Origin of the sequence: Mycobacterium sp. 1274756.6 (assembly GCF_001668625.1) — a bacterium.
Taxonomy (GTDB): Bacteria; Actinomycetota; Actinomycetes; order Mycobacteriales; family Mycobacteriaceae; genus Mycobacterium.
Genome location: NZ_LZLJ01000046.1, coordinates 1 through 14,974 on the forward strand (window position 1 = coordinate 1; position 14,974 = coordinate 14,974).

Below are 14,974 nucleotides of genomic sequence, written 5' to 3' on the forward strand. Positions count from 1 at the left end.
GCATCCGCGGGATCAGTCCCCAGCGCTGAAACGCCGCGCAGTTCGCGCGTTGGGTGTGCTCGTCGCCCGCCCCGCCGCCTGCGCCGGGTGCGCCGCCCGCGCCGCCTGCGCCGGCCCCGCCGCCCGCGCCGGTGAACTTCGGTAACTGAGCTCAGGTCGTTTGCCCGGCCCGCGGGCCGGGCAACCCTGAGTCATGGCGTTCGCGCAATACCAGGACGAGATCTACCGCGATGGCCGGCACGGGGAGAACCCGGCGCTGCCGATCACGTTCGCCGGACTGGAGGCGGCCGCGGCGGCGGCGATGTCCCCGGCGGTCTGGGACTACGTCGCCGGCGGGGCGGGCGACGAGCACACCCAACGCGCGAACTGCGCGGCGTTTCAGCGCTGGGGACTGATCCCGCGGATGCTGGTCGCCCCCACCGAACGGAACCTGGCGGTGGAGATCTTCGGTGTGCGGTTCCCGGCACCGGTGTTCCTGGCCCCGATCGGCGTCATCGGGGTGTGCGCCCAGGACGGGCACGGTGATCTGGCCAGCGCCCGCGCCGCGGCCCGCACCGGGATCCCGTTCATGGCCGGCACCTTGTCGGCGGACCCGATGGAGCAGGTGGCCGCCGAATGCGGTGACACGCCCGGCTTCTTCCAGCTCTACACGCCGCCGGATCGGGAGCTGGCGGCCAGCCTGGTCGCCCGCGCCGAACGGGCCGGCTTCCGCGGGATCGTGGTCACCCTTGACACCTGGGTGACCGGTTGGCGGCCCCGCGACCTCAGCGCCGGCAACTATCCGCAGGTGCCGAGCCGGTGTCTGGCCAACTACACCAGCGATCCGGTGTTCCGATCCGGGCTGAGCCCCGGCGCCGACCCGGTCGAGACCGTGGTGCAGACCCTGCCGATCTTCGGCGGCCCGGTCACCTGGGCCGACCTGCCGTGGCTGCGGTCGCTGAGCGACCTGCCGCTGATCCTCAAGGGCATCTGCCACCCCGACGACGCCCGCCGCGCCAAAGACCTCGGGGTGGACGGCATCTACTGCTCCAACCACGGCGGCCGGCAGGCCAACAGCGGCCTGCCCGCCCTGGACTGCCTGCCTGACGTGCTCGAGGCAGCCGACGGTCTTCCGGTGCTGTTCGACTCCGGGGTCCGCAGCGGCGCCGACATCGTCAAGGCGCTGGCGCTGGGCGCGACCGCGGTCGGCATCGGCCGCCCGTACGCCTACGGCCTGGCCCTCGGCGGCGCCGACGGGGTGGTGCACGTACTGCGCTCGCTGTTGGCGGAGGCCGACCTGCTGATGGCGGTCGACGGGTACCCGAGCCGCGCGGACCTCACGCCCGGGGCGCTGCGCCGGGTGGACTGAGCCGCCGCGCCCGCCCGGCAAGCGCTGAGACCCCCGCGTCTAGTCAGTGCGACATCGCAACCCGCGGCGCGTCGTCCAGCGGCTCGTTGCCGGGCACGGCCCGATACCCGACCCCGCGGACGGTCTCGACTAGGTGTTCGTGGTCGTGGCCGAGTTTGGCGCGCAACCGCTGCACGTGCACGTCGACGATGCGGCGGCTGCCGGCCCGGCCCCAAACCGCGTTGAGCAACCGGCTGCGGGTGACGGCGTGACCGGCGTGTTCGACCAGGAAGCTGAGCAGTTTGAATTCGGTGACCGTCAGATGCAGCTCCCGGCCGTGCAGGCTCGCCGAGTAACTCGCCGGGTGCAGCGCCAGGTCGCCCAGTTGCAGGGTGCTGTCGACCAGGTCGAGACGCCGCGAGATCGCCAGCCGCAGCCGGGAGTGCAACTCCGCGGTGCTGCAGGTGGTCAGCAACACCTCATCGAGTTGCCAGTCCAGGTCGACGGCCACCAGGTCCTCGGGCAGCACCACGGCGACCACCGCGATCTGCGGGGCATCGGCGGCCATCCTCCGGCAGGCGCGCCGGGCGGCGGTCAGATCCGCGCGCCCGTCAACGATGACGACATCGACATCGCGATGACCGGCCCCGCCCGGCTCGGTCAACGAGGTGCGCCGGATTCGGCGGGCGATCACCGGCAGCGCCGGCAACACCGACGCCGGGTCGGCGTCGTCGGTCACCACCAGCACATCCACCGACATCGACCATGCTCCCTTCGCCGGGGTGGTCGCTGATTACCCCGCTCGGCGCAGGGTTAATCCCGGGCCCGGCCGGGGGGGCCTCAGGGCTTCAACAGCACTTTGACGGCGCCGTCCCGCTTCTCCTGGAAGATGCGGTAGCCGTGGGCGGCGTCCTCCAGCGGCAACTCGTGGGTGGCGAAGCTGTCGACGCCCAGCGGGTCGTCGTCGGTGAGCAGCGGCAGGATGTCGTCGACCCACGGTTTGACGTTGGCCTGGCCCATCCGCAGCTGAATCTGCTTGTCGAACAGGGTGAACAGCGGCACCGGGTCGAGTTTGCCGCCGTAGACCCCGATCAGCGAAATGGTGCCGCCGCGGCGCACGGTGTCGATCGCGGTGTACAGCGCGGCCAACCGGTCGATGCCGGCGTTCTGGATCATCGGCTGGGCCAGGCGCCGCGGCATCAGCGCGGTCAGCCGCTGCACGGCACGGGCAGCTCCGGAGCCGTGCGCCTCCATCCCGACCGCGTCGATGACCGCGTCGCTGCCCCGCCCGCCGGTCAGTTCCCGCACGGCGGCGGCGACGTCGGTCTGGGCGCCGGCGCCGATGGTTTCCACCCCGCGGGCGGCGGCGCGCGCCAGCCGGTCGGCCACCAGGTCGACACCGATCACCCGGTGGCCGAGATGGCTTGCGATCCGGGCGCACATGTCCCCGATCGGCCCGAGGCCGAGCACCGTCACCGACCCGCCGGGCGGGATCGCCGCGTACTGCACCGCCTGCCAGGCGGTGGGCAGCACGTCGGAGAGGTAGACATACCGGCTGTCCGGCGGGTCCTCGGGCACCTTGATGTGGGTGTGCTGGGCTTGCGGCACCCGCAGGTACTGGGCCTGCGCACCCGGAATCTGGCCGTAGAGCTTGGAATAGCCGAACAACGCCGCGCCGGTGCCGTACCGGTGGACCTGGGTGGTCTCGCACTGGGTGGTCAGCCGGTCCCGGCACATCGCGCAGTGCCCGCAGGAGATCTGGAACGGGATCACGACCCGGTCACCGACGGCGAGGTTGGTGACCTCGCGGCCGACGTCGCAGACCACGCCGATCGGTTCGTGACCCATGATGTCCCCGACACCCATGAACGGGCCCAGCACTTCGTAGAGGTGCAGATCGGATCCGCAGATGTTGGTGGTGGTGACCTCGATGATCGCGTCGGTGGGTTCCTCGATCACCGGGTCGGCGACGGTGTTCACCTCGACGCTGCGGGTCCCCTGCCAGGTCACAGCACGCATCGGCGTTCTCCTGCCGTCGTCGGTCGGGCCGGCGTGCGCCCCGCCGCATCCGGCGCGACGAGAGATACCGGTCCCGTCACGCCATGGCTATTGCCGGGCGGCCGGCCGGTCAAACCCGCGGGTGGCCGCTGGGGGAGGGGGGCGTCGTTTGCCGATGGGCGCCCCGGGTACCCAACCGGCGAATCCCTATCCGGAAGGAGACGCCGTGGATCCCAAGCAGCAGCAGTTGGACGGCTACCGGGTGGACCGGGAGTCGGGCTACCTGACCACCCAGCAGGGGGTGCGGGTCGACCACACCGACGACGCGCTCAGCGCCGGGGAACGCGGGCCCACGCTGCTCGACGATTTCCACGCGCGCGAGAAGATCACCCACTTCGACCACGAACGCATCCCCGAACGCGTCGTGCACGCCCGCGGAGCCGGCGCCTACGGCCACTTCGAGACCTACGACGACTGGCTGGCGCCCTACACCGCCGCGCGGTTCCTGACCACGCCGGGCAAACAGACCCCGGTGTTCGTCCGGTTCTCCACGGTGGCCGGTTTCCGGGGCTCGGCGGACACCGTGCGCGACGTGCGCGGGTTCGCCACCAAGTTCTACACCGAGCAGGGCAACTACGACCTGGTGGGCAACAACTTTCCGGTGTTCTTCATCCAGGACGGCATCAAGTTCCCCGACTTCGTGCACGCGGTAAAACCCGAACCGGACAACGAGATCCCGCAGGCGCAGTCGGCCCACGACACGCTGTGGGACTTCGTGGCGCTGCAGCCGGAGACACTGCACGCGATCATGTGGCTGATGTCGGACCGGTCGCTGCCGCGCAGCTACCGGATGATGCAGGGCTTCGGGGTGAACACCTTCCGGTTCGTCAACGCCGACGGCCAGGGCACCTTCGTCAAGTTCCACTGGACACCCAAACTGGGTGTGCACTCGCTGATCTGGGACGAATGTCAGAAGGTGGCCGGCAAGGACCCCGACTTCAACCGGCGCGACCTGTGGGACGCCATCGAGGCCGGCCAGTACCCGGAGTGGGAGCTGGGGGTGCAGCTGGTCCCGGAAAGCCAGGAGTTCGACTTCGACTTCGATCTGCTCGATGCGACGAAGATCATTCCCGAGGAACTCGTGCCGGTGCGTCCGGTCGGCAAGATGGTCCTCAACCGCAACCCGGACAACTTCTTCGCCGAAACCGAACAGGTGGCGTTCTGTCCGGCCAACGTGGTGCCGGGCATCGACTTCACCAACGATCCGCTGCTGCAGTTCCGCAACTTCTCCTACCTCGACACCCAGCTGATCCGGCTCGGCGGACCCAACTTCGCCCAGCTGCCGATCAACCGCCCCGTCGCCGAGGTGCGCAACAACCAGCACGACGGCTACGGCCAGATCGCCATCCCGAAGGGCCGGTCGAGCTACCACAAGAACTCGATCGGCGGCGGCTGCCCGGCGCTGGGCGCCGGCACCGACCCGGACGTGTTCCGGCACTACACGCAGAAGGTCGAGGGGCACGCGATCCGCAAGCGCGCGGAGAGCTTTCAGGACCACTACAGCCAGTCCCGGATGTTCTGGAAGAGCATGACGCCGGTGGAACAGGAGCACATCGTCGCCGCGTACGGCTTCGAGTTGGGCAAGGTCCGCTCCGGCGAGATCCGGGCGGCGGTGGTCGAGCAGATCAACCTCATCGACCATTCGCTGGCGACCCGGGTGGCGGCGCTGCTCGGCTTGCCCGAACCCGACGAGCAACCCGTCGACGACAAGATGGCGGCCTCCCCGGCGCTGTCACAGTTGGGCACCGGCAGCGGCGGTGTCGAAAGCCGCAAGATCGCGGTGCTGGCCGCCGACGGTGTCGACGTCGAGGGCACCCGCCGGTTCATCGAGGCGATGGCCGAGCGCGGCGCCGTCGCCGAGGTGCTGGCGCCCGTCGCGGGCGGCGCGCTGGCCGGCGGATCCGGTGGCGAGTTGCCGGTGGACCGGGCGATCACCACGATGGCCTCGGTGCTCTACGACGCGGTGGTGGTGCCCTGCGGCGCCGATTCGATCGCCACGCTGAGCGGCGACGGGTACGCACGGCATTTCATCACCGAGGCCTACAAGCACCTCAAGGCGGTGGGCGCCTTCGGCGCGGGGGTCGATCTGCTGCGGGAGATGGACCTCGGTGCGCGCCTCGCCGAGGACACCGACGTGGTCGACGCGCACGGCGTGGTGACCACCGCCGCGGCGGCCGAAGACCTCGCCGAGCCGTTCTTCGGCGCGTTCACCGCCGCGCTGGCCCGGCACCGGGCCTGGGAGCGGCGCACCGATGCTGTGCCGGCCTGAGCGCCGGCGCCATCCGGCGGCATAGGCTCGAGGGCGAGTGCGCCCTCGTCGAGTGAAGCCGAGTGAAGGGGATGTTCGTGTCCGACCAGACTCCGTCGCCGAACGGGCAGCCGAGACGACGCGGCCCGGTCCTGCGCAACGACCCGACGGTGCGGGTGGCCGCGCGGTTCGCGTTGCTGATCACCGTGGTCGGCGTGGCGGTGTTGATCGCCGCGGCCTGGTGGGCCAGCGGCTGCGACGCCGGCGCGATGCCCGACGCGGCTTGCGGCGTACCGCAGCGTGCGGCGTTGGCGCTGGCGGCCCCGGTGGTCCTGTTCGCCGGCGCGACGCGGGCGTTCGTGCGGACCTACCGGCGATACCGAGCCGGTGAGCAGTGGTGGGGCTGGCAGGGCGCGGGCTGGTTCCTGCTGATGCTCTGCTTCGCGATCCTGCTGATGTCCGGGGTGCCCATCGCCGGTCCCGGGCTGTTCGACTGAGCCGGTCCCGCCGAACCGGAGGGGAACAGACAGGAAAAGGGCCCAGCCTCTGCGGCTGGGCCCTTCTCGCGGTGATGGCTGGCGGGACCGATCAGCTGTCCGGGTCCTGGCTGGCCTTCTGACGCTGCTCATCGACCTTGGCCTCGGCGCGGGACTTCTCGGCCTCGGCCTCCTTCTTGGCGGCGTCGCGCTCGGATTCGGCCTTGTCCTGCTGCGCCTTACCCTCGCGGATAAGGTCGTCGCGGCCGGTCACCGTGCCGACGGCCTCCTTGGCCTTGCCCTTGGCGTCCTCGACGACACCCTTGATGGCTTCCTCGGCCGTGTTCTTGTCGCTCATAATCCACCTTCCCAGTGCTGCTAGTGGTTTCGCAGTTTCGCGATGAGCTTGCCTTTGGTCAGCTTCGAATACCCTGACATGCCAAGCTCTTTTGCCCGCTTTTTGAGCTCAGGGACGGTCCAATCCTGGTAGGAGCCAGAACGGCCACCGCGTTTGCCGACCTTCGAGCGGCCACTCGACGCGGCGGCGTTGGCGATCCGGGCGGCCTTCTCTTTCGAGTCGCCCTTGTCGCGCAGATCCCGGTAAAGACGCTCGTCCTTGATCGACGAGTTCGGCATCGCCTTCTCCTTTCCGCGCTGATCTTCCCGACCCACCCATCGGTGTGCCCACCTCGGCGGGGAGCTAAACATCCGCATCCCTGGTGTGGATTAGCCGCAGCTCGAAACGGGTATCAAGGCGGCGGCGCGGAAGCGCGCGGAGGCGCGCGCGCCACGCGATAATGTCGCGGCGATAACCTCGAGGAGACGACGGCCGGGAGGGACCCACGTGACAAAAACCAGCATCCAGGCACGCCAGAACGAACGCACCGACCGGTCGATCGAGTTGCGGGTCGCCGCCCTGATCGACAACGTCGCGGTGGTGCGCACGCTGGCCGGCGCCATCGGGGCGCTCGAGGATTTCGACCTAGATAGCGTCGCGGACCTGCGGTTGGCTGTCGACGAGGCCTGCACCCAGCTGGTGTGCGCCGCCAGCACCGGCGCGACCCTGGTCACCGTCGTCGACCCCGACGACCAGGCGCTGAGGATCGAGGTCGCGGTGAACTGCGCCGGCGACGGCGACGTGGTGGTGCCGGGCAGCTTCGGTTGGCACGTGCTGAGCGCGCTGGTCGACGAGGTCGGCACCTTCCGCGAACCGGGCGACGCCGGCGGCCAGGTGTTCGGCATCGTGTTGACCAAGCGTCGGGCGGAGTGCGATTGATGGCCTCGGGCTCGGGATCGCGGTCGAGTTCGGAATACGCCGATGTGCCCGACATGTTCCTGCAGCTGGCGGCGCTTCCGGAGGAGTCCGCGGAGTTCAGTGCGCAGCGCGACAAGATCGTCGAACGCTGCCTTCCGCTGGCCGATCACATCGCCCGCCGCTTCGACGGCCGCGGCGAGTCCCGCGACGACCTGGTCCAGGTCGCCCGGGTGGGGCTGGTGAACGCGGTGCTGCGGTTCGACGTCGACACCGGCTCGGATTTCGTGTCGTTCGCGGTGCCCACGATCATGGGCGAGGTCCGCCGCCACTTCCGGGACAACAGCTGGTCGGTCAAGGTGCCGCGGCGGCTCAAGGAGATGCACCTGCGCCTCGGCTCCGCCACCGCGGAGCTGTCGCAGCGCCTCGGCCGCGCCCCCACGCCGTCGGAGTTGGCCGCCGAGATGGAGGTCAGCCGCGGCGAAGTGGTCGAGGGCTTGGTCGCCGGCAGCTCCTACAACACCTTGTCGATCGACAGCGGCAGCAGCAGCGGCGGCGAGGACGATGTCCGGGCGATCGCCGACACGCTGGGGTCGGTGGACGCCGGGATGGAGCGCATCGAGAACCGGGAGACGCTGCGGCCCCTGCTGGCGGCGCTGCCGGATCGAGAGCGAACGGTGTTGATACTGCGGTTCTTCGAGTCGATGACCCAGACCCAGATCGCCGAACGGATCGGGGTCTCCCAGATGCACGTCTCGCGGCTGCTGGCCAAATCGTTGGCCCGGTTGCGTGACCAGATGCCCTGAGGGAGTCCGGCGAAGAGGCCGTCCGGCAACGAACTCTTCCCGGCAAAGACGAAAGCAGAGACAGAGGCAAAGATAAAGCGCTGGGGCGAAGCCTTGACCGCTTCGCCCCAGCGCCTTCCCCCAATAGTCGGGCCTCAGCCCAGCAGTCGCAGCACCCGGGTCTCCTCCACGAACCCCAGCGCCTCGGTCATGGTCGCCGACGTGGGCAGGGCGGTCTCCGGGTCGCAGATGCCCAGCAGGCGGGAGACCGCCGCGCTGGGCACCATCGTCCACTGCATCTCACCGTCCGCGAGGTCCTCGATGTGCTGCAGTGCGGCGAATCCGGCGGTTCCCATGAACTCCAGGTCACCGAGATCGAGCACCAGCCACTGGCAGTGCGGCGTGCATTGACGCACGCACTCCACGAGGTGGTCGGCGTTGGCGGCGTCGATCTCGCCGCGCACCACGAGCACCAATCCGCCGGCGCCCCAACGCGCCTCGAACTGGGCAGTGTGGTTCTCCCAGGCCGTGGCCGGGAAATCGATCGCTGTTGCGGGGAGCGGCCCGGTAGGGCTCGCAATGCGCGTCACAGTCATGTCCATCGCTCCATCAGTCGACATATTCGTTCCTGTTGGATCGCGTCGAGGAGCCGTTTTAACGAAAAACCCGGGGAGTTCCACCTCCCCGTGCGTCCCCGACGCGTTTCCGGGTGGCTGTGAACTCAACCTGTGGGCGACGTTACTCCAGTAGCCGACGTTTGACAACGGTTCGGTAACGGCTCCCGGCGGTTCTCAACAAACCCTTATCGAGCGTCCAGTCACGCTGCCCCACGAAAGAAGCGCTTCGCTGGCGGGCGGTCAAGGTCGGGCGCAAGCTCCCGGGGCGGAGCCGGCGCCCCCGCCGCCGCGCACCGGAAAACCCCTAACCTGCCGAGGTTTTGCCCGCTACGCGCGGGTTCTCCCGACGGCGTTTAGGGACCACTTCTCGGGGTATCGACTGCCTATGCGAACGCGGAATCGGCAGCCTCGGCTGCGCACGATTTTGCTGTGGCATGTCCACGGCGCGTGGACGCAGGCCTTCGTCGCCGGCGGGCACCGCTACCTGATCCCGGTCAACGACGACCGCGACACCGACGGGCGCGGACTGTGCGGCCGGGACTGGCCGCACGCAGCCGAGGCCACGCCCGCCGAGTTACGCGCCACCGACGTCGACCTGGTGGTGTTGCAGCGGCCGCACGAGGCGCGACTGGTCGAAAGCTGGCTGGGCCGGCGCCCGGGCGTCGACCTCCCGGCGATCTACGTCGAGCACAACACCCCCCGCCCGTACGCGGTGGACAGCACCCACCCGGTCGCCGACCGCACCGACATCCCGGTGGTCCACGTGACCGACTTCAACCGGCTGATGTGGGACAACGGCCGGGCGCCGACGACGGTGATCACCCACGGCATCGCCGACCCGGGTCCGCTGTACAGCGGGGAGCTCCCCGCCGCCGGCGCCGCGATCAACGAGCCGGTCCGCCGCGGCCGCACCGTGGGCACCGACCTGTTGGCCGAACTGAGCGGCTATGCCCCCATCGACGTGTGGGGGATGGGCACCGAGGAACTGAACCGGCCGGGCCGGCAGCGACCCGGCGTGGTCGGCCACGGCGACCGGCCCGGGCCGGCGCTCTGGGCCGAGCTGGCGCGACGGCGGGTCTACCTGCACACCGCCCGCTGGACCTCGCTGGGCCTGTCGCTGCTGGAGGCGATGTACCTGGGCATGCCGGTAGTGGCGGTCGCCGCCACCATGGCGCCGCTGGTCGTCCCCGCTGAGGCCGGCGTGGTCAGCGCCGACCCGGCCGTGCTGGGGCGCGCGCTGGCCGAGTTCGTCGCCGACCCCGAGCACGCCCGGGCCACCGGTGCGGCGGCCCGCGAGTTCGCGCGCAAGCAGTTCGGGCTGGACCGGTTCCTACACGACTGGGACCACCTGATCGAGGCACAGTGCGCGTGACCCGCCCACCGGCCTCGAACGACAAAGTGAGGAGAGCGACGCCATGAAAATCGCGATGGTGTCCGAACACGCCAGCCCGCTGGCGGCCGCGCTCGGCGGAGCGGACGCCGGCGGACAGAACGTCCACGTGGCGGCCCTGTCGGCGGGTCTGGCCCGGCAGGGCCACCAGGTGGAGGTGTTCACCCGGCGGGACGACCCCGACCTGCCGGAGCGGGTGACGACCCCGGACGGCTACACGGTGGTCCACGTCGACGCCGGGCCGCCCGAGCCGTTGCCCAAGGACGAGCTGTTGCAGTACATGGGGCAGTTCGGCCGGCGCCTGGACGCCGAATGGACCCATGAACGCCCCGACGTGGCGCACGCGCATTTCTGGATGTCGGGCATCGCCACCCAGCTGGCGGCGCGCCGCCACCGCATCCCGGCGGTGCAGACCTTCCACGCCCTCGGTGTGGTCAAACAGCGCCACCAGGGCGCCGACGACACCAGCCCGCCGGACCGGCTGCGGCTGGAGACCCTGATCGCGCGGGAGGCCACCTGGGTCACCGCCAGCTGCACCGACGAGGTATTCGAGCTGCGGCGGCTGGGCCGCGACCGCACCCGGATCTCGGTGGTGCCGTGCGGCGTAGATCTGGACCTGTTCTCACCGCAGGGGCCGTGCGCGGAGCGCTCCGAGCGGCGCCGCATCGTCTCGGTCGGCCGGTTCGTGCCGCGCAAGGGCTTCGGCACGCTCATCGAGGCGCTGCCCGCGATCCCCGGCGCGGAGCTGGTGATCGCCGGCGGGCCCGCCGCCGCCGACCTGCCGGACGACGCCGAGGCTTGCCGGCTGCGTCGGCTGGCCGACGACCTCGGGGTGGGAGACCGGGTGCGGCTGCTCGGCGCGGTCGCCCACGAGGACATGCCGGCGCTGCTGCGGTCGGCCGACGTCGTGGCCTGCACCCCCTGGTATGAGCCGTTCGGGATCGTGCCGCTGGAGGCGATGGCCTGCGGCGTGCCGGTGGTGGCGACCGCGGTCGGCGGCATGCTCGACACCGTGGTCCACGACATCACCGGGCTGCTGGTCTCGCCGAAGAAGCCCCGCGATTGCGCCGGGGCGATCAACGCGATCCTGCGGGACGCGTTCCTGCGGGACAGCCTCGGGGCGTCCGGCCGGGACCGGGCCCGGGCCCGCTACGCCTGGGACCGCATCACCGACGACACGCTGCGCGTCTACCGCCGGGTCACCGACCGCACCCTGATGTACCGTCCGCTGCGCAGCACGAACCACTCAGGCGCCCAATCGGTTTCGGCGACCACCTCGGCGGAGTCCGGCTGAACGCAACCGGGCTACAGGATCGGCCGGCCGCCGGTGACCGCGACCCGGGCGCCGGAGACATAGCTGGCCTCGTCGGACGCCAGCAGCACATACACCGGCGCCAGCTCCGCGGGCTGGCCGGCGCGGCCCAGCGGCACGTTGTCACCGAACGTCGCCACCGCCTCGGCGGGCAGGGTGGCTGGGATCAGCGGAGTCCAGATCGGGCCCGGCGCCACGCTGTTGACCCGGATGCCCTGCGGGCCGAGCAGCTGAGCCAGGCTGGCCGAGAAGTTCGCGATCGCGGCCTTGGTCGCCGCATACGGCGCCAGCGTCGGGTTCGGGGCGTCGGAGTTGACCGAGGAACTGCCGATGATCGACGCGCCCGGCCCCAGGTGCGGCAGCGCCGCTTTGACCAGCGAGAAGTAGGCGCCGACGTTGAGGCTGAACGTGTAGTCCCACTCCCGGTCGCTGATCTCCGTCAACGTCTCGTGGGTCATCTGGTAGGCGGCGTTGCTCACCAGCACTTCGATGCCACCGAGGTCGCTGACCGCCCGCTCGACGACGTGACGGCAGTGCGCCGGATCGGAGAGGTCCCCGCGGACCAGCACACAGCGGCGCCCGGCCTGTTCCACGAGGTCGGCGACCGCGCGGGCGTCGTGGTCTTCCTCCAGGTAGGCGATCAGCACGTCGGCGCCTTCCCGGGCGAACGCGATCGCCACCGCGCGGCCGATGCCGCTGTCCCCGCCGGTGATGATCGCCCGTTTGCCGGCGAGTCGCCCCGACCCGCGGTAGCTGTCCTCGCCGCAGTCGGGCGCCGGGTCCATCCGGGCCTGCGATCCGGGCGGGCGTTGCTGCTGCTCGGGAAAGCCCATCAGGAGCCTCCTGCAGCCGGGCCGGCGGTGGGCACATCCGGGTCGTCGTCGGCCGGCGGTTCGGGATCCCGCCACTCCTCGACCCGGCTCGGCCGATTGCTCTGGAGGGTGCCCTGTAGCTCCTTTTTGAGCGCGTCGTCCTCGGGCGGCCCGTGTTTGGCGCTTTCCCGTTCCATCATCGGCCCCCTGTTCTCGCCCGGCTCGCGGCCGGGCGCATCGGTCTGTGGGGACTGCGTACCCCGCCGCCACGGCGCGTAACCTGGACGGCAGTGTCGGGGCGAACCAAGGGGATACCGGTGCAGCTAACGCGCACGGTGGTCGGGCGGCCCGGAGTCGAGGTCGCAGAAGAGCCTCGGGTGACGTTGATCAGGATGGTGTCGAACAGCGCGGCGAATTCATCGGAGTTGGCGTGCAGCACATCCAGATAGTTCTCCAACGAGTCGGGGCCGATCCGGCTCATGCGGTGCCGCGCCCGGTGCATCAGCGAGGCGCGTTTGTAGCCGGTGAAATCCGCGCCGCGCGAGTCACGTATGTACCGCAGCAACGCCTCGGACGCCTCGTCCGTGTGCTCGTCGATCTCGCCCTGTCCGCCGACCGTCTGCCGAGGAAAAGGCCCTACCCGTCGGCGGAGTCGCCGTCAGGGCCGATGACCGCCCACACCGTCTTGCCCGAGCCGGTGGGGGTGCTGCCCCAGGCCCGGGACAGCGCGGCGACCACCCCCAGTCCGGAGATGCATTGTTTGGTGCCGGCCGGGGGCTCGCGGCGGACCGCCGGGGCGACGGCGTGGTCCTGCACGGCGATGGTGACCGTCTCGCCGTCGGATTCAGCGACCACCACCGGTCGGCTGTCGGTGTGGGCCAGCACGTTCTCCACCAAGACGTCCACGACGATCTTGGCCGCGGGGACCAGGTCCTCCTGCGCCCACCCGGTCAGCCATTCGGCGACCAGTGCGCGCGAGCGGTGCAGCGCGACCGTTGACGCCGGCAGGGTTGCCTTGGTGCGCCGGCGCAGCGCGGGCCGGAGGTCGACCAGCGAGCGCAACGCGGTGTCGGCGCTGGGATGCACCGGCACGTAGCGGACCACGCCGTTGGCGGCGATGGTGGCGGCCACGGCCGGGCGCCGGCAGATCAGCATGATCGGCACATCGGGCCAGTGGCTGACATGCCAGCGGGCGCTGGTGAACACCACCCAGGCCGACGGCGCGGGCACCGCCAGCGCGTCGACGTCGACCAGCACGGCGACCGGCTCGTCGAGGGCGGCCTTGATCACCGCGTCACGCACGGTGAGATAGGTGGTGCCGTCGAGCAGGCCGCGCACGGTCAGCAGGCAGGCCCCTTCGACGGTGCCGCGGTCCACCTGCATCGGGCTGACCCGATCACGCATGACGCTGCTCCGGCCGCCGGGCCGCGTCGGACAGTCGATTGCCGAGCACGGTGATCGCGTGCTCGGCCGGGGCGGGAGCGGGCAGCCGAGCGAGCAGCTCGCCGATGTCGGCGGCGGTGCGGGCCGGCAGTCGGCCGCGCCGATCCAGGACGCGGGCCAGCACACTGGACGCCCCGACGGGCAGGTGCAGCGCCACCAGCACCGGGTGCGGCAGGTCGGCGGGCAGCCCGGCGACGAACCTGCTCAGCGCCGCAACGCCCCCGGCCGAAGCCCCCACGGCGACGATCCGGCGGGTGTCGTCCACGGTCGAGTCGCGGCTCATAGTTGGCGGATACCCGCCGGGGGCGGACGGCAACCGGACGCTACCGGCCGCGGTGTTTCAGCTGAGGGTGAGCAGGGCGTGGTCGATCCGGCTGACCGCGTCCGGGGACATCCGGCCGGTCACCGCCGCCACGAACCGCGTCGCGAAGTCGCGCACCTTGATGTTGGTCTCCTGGGAGCGCCACACCAGGATGTCGAACGCCCGCTCGGCGGAGATGCCGTGGGCGGCCATCAACACGCCCTTGGCCTGCTCGATCACCGCGCGGGATTCGGTGACCTCGGAGACCACCGTGGTGACGTCGGACTGCAGCGTGTCGGTGACGTCGACGTAGAACCCGGCGGTGCCGATCACCGTGGCGCCGTCCTCACCGACCATGTAGTCGCCTACGACGATCACCCAGCGGGTGCGTCCTTCGAGGTCGATGATGCGGTGGCGGCTGCTGAACGGCTCGCCGGCCTGGACCCGGCCCAGCACGGCGGCGACTTCGGGACGGTCGTCGGGGTGCTTGTGCTGCAGCAGCAACTCGGTGGTCGGGGTCACCGCGCCCGGCTCGTAGCCGTGCATCCGGGCGACGGTGTCCGACCAGACCCAGCGCTGGTCGGACAGAAAGTACTGGAATCGGCCCACCCGCTGCGGGTCGCCCTCGCCGAGGAAGAGCTCCATCGGGTTGAGGCCGTCGTCGGGTTCCGCCCCACCGGTTTCAGCCGTCGCCGACTGGCGGGGGAACGGAGCATCAAGGTCGCCGACCAACGGACACCTACTTCTTCGCAAAGAATCAACGGGTGAAAGCTGAACGGCGCTGCTGCTGAACGCCGGGGTCAATTCTAACGCACACGTGAGCACCCCAGCACTCGGTGGGCGAGGCCGTTCGGCCCCGCCCACCGGTTCATTGCTACTGGTTGGCTTGCTGACGCTTCTCCGCGGCCTCGGCGCCGCCGCGCGCGGATTCGGCCTCGGCCTCCTTCTTGGCG

Annotated in this window: 17 protein-coding genes and 2 pseudogenes; 7 read left to right on the forward strand and 12 right to left on the reverse strand. The window is 70.6% G+C overall.

Translation table 11 applies throughout. The features are described 5' to 3' along the window. Positions 1-193 precede the first annotated feature (193 nt). A complete protein-coding gene (locus A5643_RS05820; protein ID WP_066852901.1) occupies positions 194-1,348 on the forward strand; it encodes an alpha-hydroxy-acid oxidizing protein in 1,155 nt (384 codons plus the stop codon). A gap of 43 nt (positions 1,349-1,391) precedes the next feature. Here A5643_RS05820 and A5643_RS05825 read toward each other — a convergent pair whose 3' ends face one another. Next, on the reverse strand, positions 1,392-2,087 hold the full coding sequence (locus tag A5643_RS05825) for a winged helix family transcriptional regulator (RefSeq protein WP_066852903.1): 696 nt from the start codon (positions 2,085-2,087) through the stop codon (positions 1,392-1,394). 80 nt (positions 2,088-2,167) lie between these two features. After that, a complete protein-coding gene (locus tag A5643_RS05830) occupies positions 2,168-3,346 on the reverse strand; it encodes an alcohol dehydrogenase catalytic domain-containing protein (RefSeq protein ID WP_066852905.1) in 1,179 nt (392 codons plus the stop codon). A gap of 154 nt (positions 3,347-3,500) precedes the next feature. On the opposite strand from A5643_RS05830, the gene A5643_RS05835 reads away from it, so the two are divergent. Both A5643_RS05835 and A5643_RS05840 read left to right on the forward strand, forming a co-directional pair. Further along, a complete protein-coding gene (locus A5643_RS05835) occupies positions 3,501-5,654 on the forward strand; it encodes a catalase (protein ID WP_066852907.1) in 2,154 nt (717 codons plus the stop codon). A gap of 77 nt (positions 5,655-5,731) precedes the next feature. Then, positions 5,732-6,130: a hypothetical protein gene (locus A5643_RS05840; RefSeq protein ID WP_231995470.1), complete on the forward strand. Its 399-nt coding sequence runs from the start codon at positions 5,732-5,734 to the stop codon at positions 6,128-6,130. A 91-nt stretch (positions 6,131-6,221) separates the two neighbouring features. Here the strand turns inward: A5643_RS05840 and mbp1 are convergent, their stop codons facing one another. Together mbp1 and A5643_RS17665 are read right to left on the reverse strand one after the other, a co-directional pair. After that, positions 6,222-6,467 (reverse strand): microaggregate-binding protein 1, encoded by a 246-nt coding sequence (gene mbp1, locus A5643_RS05845; protein ID WP_066852911.1) that lies wholly within the window; start codon positions 6,465-6,467, stop codon positions 6,222-6,224. Positions 6,468-6,487: 20 nt separating this feature from the next. Then, positions 6,488-6,745, reverse strand: coding sequence for a DUF7218 family protein (locus tag A5643_RS17665; protein ID WP_082948761.1), 258 nt, complete (start codon positions 6,743-6,745; stop codon positions 6,488-6,490). 208 nt (positions 6,746-6,953) lie between these two features. Between A5643_RS17665 and A5643_RS05850 the strand changes: the two genes are divergently transcribed. After that, the gene (locus A5643_RS05850) at positions 6,954-7,385 is read left to right on the forward strand and encodes an ATP-binding protein (protein ID WP_066852913.1); all 432 of its coding nucleotides are present in this window, start codon (positions 6,954-6,956) and stop codon (positions 7,383-7,385) included. Beyond that, the gene (locus A5643_RS05855; protein WP_066852915.1) at positions 7,385-8,167 is read left to right on the forward strand and encodes a SigB/SigF/SigG family RNA polymerase sigma factor; all 783 of its coding nucleotides are present in this window, start codon (positions 7,385-7,387) and stop codon (positions 8,165-8,167) included. The genes A5643_RS05850 and A5643_RS05855 overlap by 1 nt, the downstream gene beginning before the upstream one ends. Positions 8,168-8,301: 134 nt before the next feature. On the opposite strand, the gene A5643_RS05860 is transcribed toward A5643_RS05855, so the two are convergent. Further along, on the reverse strand, positions 8,302-8,742 hold the full coding sequence (locus A5643_RS05860) for an STAS domain-containing protein (protein WP_197497659.1): 441 nt from the start codon (positions 8,740-8,742) through the stop codon (positions 8,302-8,304). Positions 8,743-9,148: 406 nt separating this feature from the next. Between A5643_RS05860 and A5643_RS05865 the strand changes: the two genes are divergently transcribed. After that, positions 9,149-10,135, forward strand: coding sequence for a glycosyltransferase (locus tag A5643_RS05865; protein ID WP_197497660.1), 987 nt, complete (start codon positions 9,149-9,151; stop codon positions 10,133-10,135). A gap of 43 nt (positions 10,136-10,178) precedes the next feature. Continuing rightward, positions 10,179-11,447: a glycosyltransferase gene (locus A5643_RS05870; protein ID WP_082948758.1), complete on the forward strand. Its 1,269-nt coding sequence runs from the start codon at positions 10,179-10,181 to the stop codon at positions 11,445-11,447. Positions 11,448-11,458: 11 nt separating this feature from the next. Here the strand turns inward: A5643_RS05870 and A5643_RS05875 are convergent, their stop codons facing one another. The 7 genes and pseudogenes from A5643_RS05875 to A5643_RS18635 form a co-directional block, all read right to left on the reverse strand. Further along, positions 11,459-12,298 carry an SDR family oxidoreductase gene (locus tag A5643_RS05875; RefSeq protein WP_066852917.1) on the reverse strand — a complete coding sequence of 280 codons (840 nt, stop codon included), beginning with the start codon at positions 12,296-12,298 and terminating at the stop codon, positions 11,459-11,461. Further along, positions 12,298-12,474, reverse strand: coding sequence for a hypothetical protein (locus A5643_RS18055; protein WP_197497661.1), 177 nt, complete (start codon positions 12,472-12,474; stop codon positions 12,298-12,300). Before A5643_RS18055 ends, A5643_RS05875 begins: the two co-directional genes overlap by 1 nt. 179 nt (positions 12,475-12,653) lie before the next feature. Then, a pseudogene (locus A5643_RS18625) lies at positions 12,654-12,875 on the reverse strand (CheR family methyltransferase); the annotation flags it as partial. A 38-nt stretch (positions 12,876-12,913) separates the two neighbouring features. Then, on the reverse strand, positions 12,914-13,681 hold the full coding sequence (locus A5643_RS05885; RefSeq protein WP_066852922.1) for a sulfate transporter: 768 nt from the start codon (positions 13,679-13,681) through the stop codon (positions 12,914-12,916). Then, positions 13,674-14,003, reverse strand: a complete 330-nt coding sequence (locus A5643_RS18630) for a chemotaxis protein CheB (RefSeq protein WP_066852924.1) — start codon at positions 14,001-14,003, stop codon at positions 13,674-13,676. The genes A5643_RS05885 and A5643_RS18630 overlap by 8 nt, the downstream gene beginning before the upstream one ends. Positions 14,004-14,060: 57 nt before the next feature. After that, entirely contained in the window at positions 14,061-14,666 is a 606-nt protein-coding gene (locus A5643_RS05895) for a PAS and ANTAR domain-containing protein (RefSeq protein WP_082948760.1), read from the reverse strand. A 229-nt stretch (positions 14,667-14,895) separates the two neighbouring features. After that, a pseudogene (locus A5643_RS18635) lies at positions 14,896-14,974 on the reverse strand (CsbD family protein); the annotation flags it as partial.